The sequence below is a fragment of the Pseudomonas sp. NPDC087814 genome (assembly GCF_044742865.1).
Classification (GTDB): Bacteria; Pseudomonadota; Gammaproteobacteria; order Pseudomonadales; family Pseudomonadaceae; genus Aquipseudomonas.
Genome location: NZ_JBIUVK010000090.1, coordinates 1 through 8950, shown reverse-complemented (window position 1 = coordinate 8950; position 8950 = coordinate 1). Strand labels below are relative to the sequence as shown.

Here is an 8950-nt window from a genome sequence, read left to right as displayed (position 1 = left end):
CGAGCCTAGGCGAGGCACCGAGTGGTGGGGCAAAGACCTTTTGGTTACTTTTGGGGCGTTTGCCAAAAGTGACCCGCTGTAAGAGCGGAACCATAGGCAGCCGTTACCTAAATAACGGATATACACCCCGCCCCAAAAAAAATCGCAGTTAAACCTTTCCCCCACCCCAAAGGTCTCTGAATTACCCCCCCAGAGCCCCAAGCATGGTCAAATCCCCCAACTTCGCCAAAGACTGGTTCACCGCCAAGGGCTGGAAACCGTTCGCCTTCCAAAAAGACGTATGGCACGCAGTCAAGGAAGGCCAGTCGGGACTGCTCCACGCCAGCACCGGCGCCGGGAAAACCTACGCCCTGTGGTTCGCCGCCCTCAACCGCTTCGCCATCACCGAAACCACACCCCGCAAACGCAAAGCCCCCGCCGAACCGCTGGCCGTCCTGTGGATCACCCCAATGCGCGCCCTGGCCGCCGACACCGCCCGCGCCCTTGAGGCCCCGCTCGAATCACTGAAAATCCCCTGGACCGTCGGCCTGCGCACCGGCGACACCAGCAGCAGCGAACGCGCCCGCCAAACCCGCCGTCTGCCCACCACCCTGATCACCACCCCGGAAAGCCTCACGCTGATGCTCGCCCGCGCCGACAGCCAGCCCAGCCTGTCGCACCTGCGCATGGTGGTAGTGGACGAATGGCACGAACTGATCGGCAACAAACGCGGCGTGCAATTGCAACTGGCCCTCGCCCGCCTGCGGCAATGGCACCCCGAGCTGATTGTGTGGGGCATTTCCGCAACCCTGGGTAATCAGGCCCACGCGTTGGAGGTGTTGATCCCACAAGGCGGCGGGATCAACGTCCAAGGCCAAACCACCAAACAGTTGCGAGTAGACACCCTGTTGCCACCGGTTATCGAGCGCTTTCCGTGGGCCGGCCATATCGGCCTGAAAATGCTCCCGCAAGTGGTGGCCGAAGTCGATGCCAGCAGCAGTTGCCTGGTGTTCACCAACACACGGGCACAATCGGAAATCTGGTACCAGGCCCTGCTCGACGCGCGCCCCGACTGGGCCGGAGTGATTGCCCTGCACCACGGCTCGCTGTCCCGGGAAACCCGGGACTGGGTGGAGCGAGCCCTGAAGGAGGGGCAACTGAAGGCCGTGGTGTGTACGTCGAGCCTGGACCTGGGGGTAGATTTCCTGCCGGTGGAACGGGTACTGCAGATTGGCTCCGCCAAGGGCGTAGCCCGGCTGATGCAGCGCGCAGGGCGCTCCGGCCACGCACCGGGCCGGCCTTCGCGGGTCACGCTGGTGCCAACCCACAGCCTGGAAATGGTGGAAGCCGCTGCCGCGCAGGACGCCATCGCTGAACGGCGCATAGAAGCGCGCCAGTCGCCTCACAAGCCGTTGGATGTGCTGGTGCAGCATCTGGTGAGCATGGCGCTGGGCGGCGGCTTTGTGCCGGATGAGCTGCTGGCGGAGGTGCGCACCGCGTGGGCCTATCGTGACCTGAGCGCAGCAGACTGGGCCTGGGCCCTGGGCTTCGTGCGCCATGGTGGCCTGTCGCTGACGGCCTACCCGGATTACCGCCGGGTCGAGCCGGACGAACACGGCATCTGGCGCGTCCCCGACGCACGCCTGGCGCGGCGCCATCGCATGAGCGTGGGTACGATCGTCAGCGACGCCAGCATCCAGCTGAAATTCTGGAGCAAAGGCGGCGGTGGCAAGACCCTGGGCAGTGTCGAGGAAGGCTTTATTGCACGACTTAAGCCAGGGGATGGTTTCCTGTTCGCCGGCCGCTTGCTGGAGTTGGTACGGGTGGAAAACATGACTGCTTATGTGAAGCGCAGCACCGCGAAAAAGGCTGCCGTGCCACGCTGGAATGGCGGGCGCATGCCTCTTTCCAACGAGCTGGCCCAGGCGGTGGTCGAGCGCTTTGATGCGGCTGCCCACGGTCACTATCTCGGCCCGGAGATGCAAGCGGTGCAACCCTTGCTGGAAACCCAGCTGCGCTGGTCCGGACTGCCGACCCGCGATCACTTGCTGGCCGAGGCCCTCAAGTCCCGGGAAGGCTGGCATCTGTTCCTGTATCCGTTTGCCGGGCGCCAGGTGCATCTGGGGCTGGCGAGCCTGCTGGCCTGGCGCGTCAGCCGGCGGCAGGCGGTGACGTTCTCGATTGCGGTCAATGACTATGGGCTGGAACTGCTGAGTGCCACCGAAGTGGATTGGCCTGAGTTATTGGGCGGCGAACTGCTGAGCGCGAATCATCTGCTGGATGACGTGGTAGCCAGCCTGAATGCCGGTGAGCTGGCCCTGCGACGTTTTCGCGAGATCGCGCGGATCGCCGGGCTGGTGTTCGCAGGCTATCCGGGCGCGCCGAAAAGTACGCGTCAGGTCCAGGCTTCCAGCGGTTTGTTCTTTGAAGTGTTCAAGCAATATGACCCGCAGAACCTGCTGCTGACCCAGGCCGGGGAAGAAGTCCTGCGGGATGAGCTGGATATTCGTCGCCTGGAAGAGACCTTGCGCCACCTGTCTGGGTTGAAGCTGGACCTGCATCGCATCAAACGGCCTACGCCGTTGGCCTTTCCGCTGCTGGTGGAACGTTTTCGGGAAAGCCTGAGCTCGGAAAAACTCTCGGAGCGGATTGCGCGGATGGTCAAGGATCTGGAAAAAGTCGCCGATAACGGGAAGCCCTGATGCCCGCTCATTACCCGATACATCTGGCGGAAGAAGCGCTGTGGTTGCTGGCGGACAAGGCGGTGTACTGGCCTGCGAGAAAGTGCCTGCTGATCGCCGACGCGCATTTTGGCAAGGCGTCGGCCTATCGCAGCCTGGGCCAGCCAGTGCCACAGGGCACGACGACGGCCAACCTGCAGCGCCTGGACCGGTTGTTGGCGGCTTTCCCCGGCGCGCAGGTGATCTTTCTCGGCGACTTTCTCCACGGGCCCGGCTCTCACGCCAGCGGCACCCTGAACGCCCTGAGAGCCTGGCGTGAGCGTCATGCAGGCGTGGCGCTCACGCTGATTCGCGGCAACCACGACAAACGCGCCGGCGACCCGCCTGGCGATCTGAATATTGAGGTGGTGACCGAACCCTTGCTGATGGGCCCGTTTGCCTTGCAGCACGAGCCCGACGCCCATGCCAGCCATCATGTGCTGGCCGGGCATGTGCATCCGGTGTATCGCCTGCGGGGCAAGGGCCGGCAAAGCTTGCGCCTGCCGTGCTTCCTGATCGGCAACCAAGTCAGCCTGCTACCGGCGTTCGGCGCTTTTACCGGGGGCTATTCAGTGACGCAGGAAGAAGGCAGCCGGATCTTCGTGATCGGAGACCAGGAAGTATGGCCAGTGCGTTGAGCAACTGACCATTGGCGACACGTGCAGGAAATCAAGCCACAGGGGCGGGAGGCGGTTCGTCAGGGAGAGTGGGTTCGCCAGGCTCTTCAGGCTGGTTGGGCCAGGGATCATCGGGACCTGGCTGGCCGGGAATGCCGCCTGCGGCGGGATCGGCCATCAAGGACCAGGCCATCACACCAATCTGGTTGGGTTCAAGCCGGGCGAGTTCGGCGCTGATTCGCGGATCGAGCTTCATAGGGGACTCCTCAAGCGTGGCCCGGCGCGTTGTGCACGCGTCGGGGCAGTACACCCAATAGAGTGCATGCCCGCTGACAAATTCCCTTAGCCTGTAAGACGATTCGATCAAGTGCGTGGGAGAGTGACGCCGCGCTGGCCCTGATACTTGCCGCCACGGTCCTTATAGGACACTTCGCACTCTTCGTCGGATTCGAAGAACAGCATCTGCGCCACGCCTTCGTTGGCGTAGATTTTTGCCGGCAAGGTGGTGGTGTTGGAGAACTCCAGGGTGACGTGCCCTTCCCATTCCGGCTCCAGCGGCGTCACGTTGACGATGATGCCGCAGCGCGCGTAGGTGCTTTTGCCCAGGCAGATAGTCAGGACATTACGCGGGATACGGAAGAATTCGACGGTGCGCGCCAGGGCAAAGGAGTTTGGCGGGATGATGCAGACGTCGCTCTTGACGTCGACGAAGCTTTTTTCGTCGAAGTTTTTCGGATCGACGGTTGCCGAGTTGATGTTGGTGAACACCTTGAACTCATCGGCGCAGCGTACGTCGTAGCCGTAGCTGGAAACCCCGAACGAGATCAGCCGCTCAGCGCCTTCGCCACGCATCTGGCGCTCCACGAAGGGCTCGATCATGCCGTGCTCTTGCGCCATGCGGCGAATCCACTTGTCCGATTTGATGCTCATGGCGGGTGTCCTGAATAGCGAGGTGAAAAAATTCTGTTGGGCATCTTACCGGGGCTGGCCCCGTGGTTCAAAGGGGCGGCTGTTTTTCTTGGCGCCGCGCAGCCCCTGCTGGGCGGGGCGCACCTTCAATCGTGGGGTGTTGGTGCGGTATCAGGGTGCCGCCAGTCACGAAAATAGAGAAACCTTCGGAAATACCATTGGCACGTTCCGGAAAAAGGGTTAAGGTGGCGCCACCTTAACCCTTTTTCCGGAACGTGCCAATGGTATTTCCGAAGGTTTCTCTATTTTCGTGACTGGCGGCACCCTGATACCGCACCAACACCCCACGATTGAAGGTGCGCCCCGCCCAGCAGGGGCTGCGCGGCGCCAAGAAAAACAGCCGCCCCTTTGAACCACGGGGCCAGCCCCGGTAAGATGCCCAACAGAATTTTTTCACCTCGCTATTCAGGACACCCGCCATGAGCATCAAATCGGACAAGTGGATTCGCCGCATGGCGCAAGAGCACGGCATGATCGAGCCCTTCGTGGAGCGCCAGATGCGTGGCGAAGGCGCTGAGCGGCTGATCTCGTTCGGGGTTTCCAGCTACGGCTACGACGTACGCTGCGCCGATGAGTTCAAGGTGTTCACCAACATCAACTCGGCAACCGTCGATCCGAAAAACTTCGACGAAAAAAGCTTCGTCGACGTCAAGAGCGACGTCTGCATCATCCCGCCAAACTCCTTTGCCCTGGCGCGCACCGTCGAATTCTTCCGTATCCCGCGTAATGTCCTGACTATCTGCCTGGGCAAAAGCACCTACGCGCGCTGCGGCATCATCGTCAACGTGACGCCGCTGGAGCCGGAATGGGAAGGGCACGTCACCCTGGAGTTCTCCAACACCACCACCTTGCCGGCAAAAATCTACGCCAACGAAGGCGTGGCGCAGATGCTGTTCTTCGAATCCGACGAAGAGTGCGAAGTGTCCTATAAGGACCGTGGCGGCAAGTATCAGGGCCAGCGCGGCGTCACTCTCCCACGCACTTGATCGAATCGTCTTACAGGCTAAGGGAATTTGTCAGCGGGCATGCACTCTATTGGGTGTACTGCCCCGACGCGTGCACAACGCGCCGGGCCACGCTTGAGGAGTCCCCTATGAAGCTCGATCCGCGAATCAGCGCCGAACTCGCCCGGCTTGAACCCAACCAGATTGGTGTGATGGCCTGGTCCTTGATGGCCGATCCCGCCGCAGGCGGCATTCCCGGCCAGCCAGGTCCCGATGATCCCTGGCCCAACCAGCCTGAAGAGCCTGGCGAACCCACTCTCCCTGACGAACCGCCTCCCGCCCCTGTGGCTTGATTTCCTGCACGTGTCGCCAATGGTCAGTTGCTCAACGCACTGGCCATACTTCCTGGTCTCCGATCACGAAGATCCGGCTGCCTTCTTCCTGCGTCACTGAATAGCCCCCGGTAAAAGCGCCGAACGCCGGTAGCAGGCTGACTTGGTTGCCGATCAGGAAGCACGGCAGGCGCAAGCTTTGCCGGCCCTTGCCCCGCAGGCGATACACCGGATGCACATGCCCGGCCAGCACATGATGGCTGGCATGGGCGTCGGGCTCGTGCTGCAAGGCAAACGGGCCCATCAGCAAGGGTTCGGTCACCACCTCAATATTCAGATCGCCAGGCGGGTCGCCGGCGCGTTTGTCGTGGTTGCCGCGAATCAGCGTGAGCGCCACGCCTGCATGACGCTCACGCCAGGCTCTCAGGGCGTTCAGGGTGCCGCTGGCGTGAGAGCCGGGCCCGTGGAGAAAGTCGCCGAGAAAGATCACCTGCGCGCCGGGGAAAGCCGCCAACAACCGGTCCAGGCGCTGCAGGTTGGCCGTCGTCGTGCCCTGTGGCACTGGCTGGCCCAGGCTGCGATAGGCCGACGCCTTGCCAAAATGCGCGTCGGCGATCAGCAGGCACTTTCTCGCAGGCCAGTACACCGCCTTGTCCGCCAGCAACCACAGCGCTTCTTCCGCCAGATGTATCGGGTAATGAGCGGGCATCAGGGCTTCCCGTTATCGGCGACTTTTTCCAGATCCTTGACCATCCGCGCAATCCGCTCCGAGAGTTTTTCCGAGCTCAGGCTTTCCCGAAAACGTTCCACCAGCAGCGGAAAGGCCAACGGCGTAGGCCGTTTGATGCGATGCAGGTCCAGCTTCAACCCAGACAGGTGGCGCAAGGTCTCTTCCAGGCGACGAATATCCAGCTCATCCCGCAGGACTTCTTCCCCGGCCTGGGTCAGCAGCAGGTTCTGCGGGTCATATTGCTTGAACACTTCAAAGAACAAACCGCTGGAAGCCTGGACCTGACGCGTACTTTTCGGCGCGCCCGGATAGCCTGCGAACACCAGCCCGGCGATCCGCGCGATCTCGCGAAAACGTCGCAGGGCCAGCTCACCGGCATTCAGGCTGGCTACCACGTCATCCAGCAGATGATTCGCGCTCAGCAGTTCGCCGCCCAATAACTCAGGCCAATCCACTTCGGTGGCACTCAGCAGTTCCAGCCCATAGTCATTGACCGCAATCGAGAACGTCACCGCCTGCCGCCGGCTGACGCGCCAGGCCAGCAGGCTCGCCAGCCCCAGATGCACCTGGCGCCCGGCAAACGGATACAGGAACAGATGCCAGCCTTCCCGGGACTTGAGGGCCTCGGCCAGCAAGTGATCGCGGGTCGGCAGTCCGGACCAGCGCAGCTGGGTTTCCAGCAAGGGTTGCACCGCTTGCATCTCCGGGCCGAGATAGTGACCGTGGGCAGCCGCATCAAAGCGCTCGACCACCGCCTGGGCCAGCTCGTTGGAAAGAGGCATGCGCCCGCCATTCCAGCGTGGCACGGCAGCCTTTTTCGCGGTGCTGCGCTTCACATAAGCAGTCATGTTTTCCACCCGTACCAACTCCAGCAAGCGGCCGGCGAACAGGAAACCATCCCCTGGCTTAAGTCGTGCAATAAAGCCTTCCTCGACACTGCCCAGGGTCTTGCCACCGCCGCCTTTGCTCCAGAATTTCAGCTGGATGCTGGCGTCGCTGACGATCGTACCCACGCTCATGCGATGGCGCCGCGCCAGGCGTGCGTCGGGGACGCGCCAGATGCCGTGTTCGTCCGGCTCGACCCGGCGGTAATCCGGGTAGGCCGTCAGCGACAGGCCACCATGGCGCACGAAGCCCAGGGCCCAGGCCCAGTCTGCTGCGCTCAGGTCACGATAGGCCCACGCGGTGCGCACCTCCGCCAGCAGCTCATCCGGCACAAAGCCGCCGCCCAGCGCCATGCTCACCAGATGCTGCACCAGCACATCCAACGGCTTGTGAGGCGACTGGCGCGCTTCTATGCGCCGTTCAGCGATGGCGTCCTGCGCGGCAGCGGCTTCCACCATTTCCAGGCTGTGGGTTGGCACCAGCGTGACCCGCGAAGGCCGGCCCGGTGCGTGGCCGGAGCGCCCTGCGCGCTGCATCAGCCGGGCTACGCCCTTGGCGGAGCCAATCTGCAGTACCCGTTCCACCGGCAGGAAATCTACCCCCAGGTCCAGGCTCGACGTACACACCACGGCCTTCAGTTGCCCCTCCTTCAGGGCTCGCTCCACCCAGTCCCGGGTTTCCCGGGACAGCGAGCCGTGGTGCAGGGCAATCACTCCGGCCCAGTCGGGGCGCGCGTCGAGCAGGGCCTGGTACCAGATTTCCGATTGTGCCCGTGTGTTGGTGAACACCAGGCAACTGCTGCTGGCATCGACTTCGGCCACCACTTGCGGGAGCATTTTCAGGCCGATATGGCCGGCCCACGGAAAGCGCTCGATAACCGGTGGCAACAGGGTGTCTACTCGCAACTGTTTGGTGGTTTGGCCTTGGACGTTGATCCCGCCGCCTTGTGGGATCAACACCTCCAACGCGTGGGCCTGATTACCCAGGGTTGCGGAAATGCCCCACACAATCAGCTCGGGGTGCCATTGCCGCAGGCGGGCGAGGGCCAGTTGCAATTGCACGCCGCGTTTGTTGCCGATCAGTTCGTGCCATTCGTCCACTACCACCATGCGCAGGTGCGACAGGCTGGGCTGGCTGTCGGCGCGGGCGAGCATCAGCGTGAGGCTTTCCGGGGTGGTGATCAGGGTGGTGGGCAGACGGCGGGTTTGGCGGGCGCGTTCGCTGCTGCTGGTGTCGCCGGTGCGCAGGCCGACGGTCCAGGGGATTTTCAGTGATTCGAGCGGGGCCTCAAGGGCGCGGGCGGTGTCGGCGGCCAGGGCGCGCATTGGGGTGATCCACAGGACGGCCAGCGGTTCGGCGGGGGCTTTGCGTTTGCGGGGTGTGGTTTCGGTGATGGCGAAGCGGTTGAGGGCGGCGAACCACAGGGCGTAGGTTTTCCCGGCGCCGGTGCTGGCGTGGAGCAGTCCCGACTGGCCTTCCTTGACTGCGTGCCATACGTCTTTTTGGAAGGCGAACGGTTTCCAGCCCTTGGCGGTGAACCAGTCTTTGGCGAAGTTGGGGGATTTGACCATGCTTGGGGCTCTGGGGGGGTAATTCAGAGACCTTTGGGGTGGGGGAAAGGTTTAACTGCGATTTTTTTTGGGGCGGGGTGTATATCCGTTATTTAGGTAACGGCTGCCTATGGTTCCGCTCTTACAGCGGGTCACTTTTGGCAAACGCCCCAAAAGTAACCAAAAGGTCTTTGCCCCACCACTCGGTGCCTCGCCTAGGCTCG

General features: G+C 62.7%; 8 protein-coding genes. 4 read left to right on the top strand and 4 right to left on the bottom strand.

Translation table 11 applies throughout. The features are described from left to right. Nucleotides 1–203 precede the first annotated feature (203 nt). Nucleotides 204–2681: a ligase-associated DNA damage response DEXH box helicase gene (locus ACIOMR_RS30495; protein ID WP_401198112.1), complete on the top strand. Its 2478-nt coding sequence runs from the start codon at nt 204–206 to the stop codon at nt 2679–2681. Continuing rightward, nucleotides 2681–3337 (top strand): ligase-associated DNA damage response endonuclease PdeM, encoded by a 657-nt coding sequence (gene pdeM / locus ACIOMR_RS30490; protein ID WP_003219271.1) that lies wholly within the window; start codon nt 2681–2683, stop codon nt 3335–3337. Before ACIOMR_RS30495 ends, pdeM (ACIOMR_RS30490) begins: the two co-directional genes overlap by 1 nt. 31 nt (nt 3338–3368) lie before the next feature. Here pdeM (ACIOMR_RS30490) and ACIOMR_RS30485 read toward each other — a convergent pair whose 3' ends face one another. Beyond that, nucleotides 3369–3572, bottom strand: a complete 204-nt coding sequence (locus ACIOMR_RS30485; protein WP_003219272.1) for a hypothetical protein — start codon at nt 3570–3572, stop codon at nt 3369–3371. A gap of 107 nt (nt 3573–3679) precedes the next feature. Next, nucleotides 3680–4246, bottom strand: a complete 567-nt coding sequence (gene dcd / locus ACIOMR_RS30480; RefSeq protein WP_003219273.1) for a dCTP deaminase — start codon at nt 4244–4246, stop codon at nt 3680–3682. 458 nt (nt 4247–4704) lie between these two features. Here dcd (ACIOMR_RS30480) and dcd (ACIOMR_RS30475) point away from each other — a divergent pair, with 458 nt between their 5' ends. Then, nucleotides 4705–5271: a dCTP deaminase gene (gene dcd / locus ACIOMR_RS30475; protein WP_003219273.1), complete on the top strand. Its 567-nt coding sequence runs from the start codon at nt 4705–4707 to the stop codon at nt 5269–5271. 107 nt (nt 5272–5378) lie between these two features. Then, nucleotides 5379–5582, top strand: coding sequence for a hypothetical protein (locus ACIOMR_RS30470; RefSeq protein ID WP_003219272.1), 204 nt, complete (start codon nt 5379–5381; stop codon nt 5580–5582). A gap of 31 nt (nt 5583–5613) precedes the next feature. Here the strand turns inward: ACIOMR_RS30470 and pdeM (ACIOMR_RS30465) are convergent, their stop codons facing one another. Both pdeM (ACIOMR_RS30465) and ACIOMR_RS30460 read right to left on the bottom strand, forming a co-directional pair. Then, the gene (gene pdeM, locus ACIOMR_RS30465) at nt 5614–6270 is read right to left on the bottom strand and encodes a ligase-associated DNA damage response endonuclease PdeM (protein ID WP_003219271.1); all 657 of its coding nucleotides are present in this window, start codon (nt 6268–6270) and stop codon (nt 5614–5616) included. After that, nucleotides 6270–8747: a ligase-associated DNA damage response DEXH box helicase gene (locus tag ACIOMR_RS30460; protein ID WP_401198112.1), complete on the bottom strand. Its 2478-nt coding sequence runs from the start codon at nt 8745–8747 to the stop codon at nt 6270–6272. The genes pdeM (ACIOMR_RS30465) and ACIOMR_RS30460 overlap by 1 nt, the downstream gene beginning before the upstream one ends. Nucleotides 8748–8950: the final 203 nt, after the last annotated feature.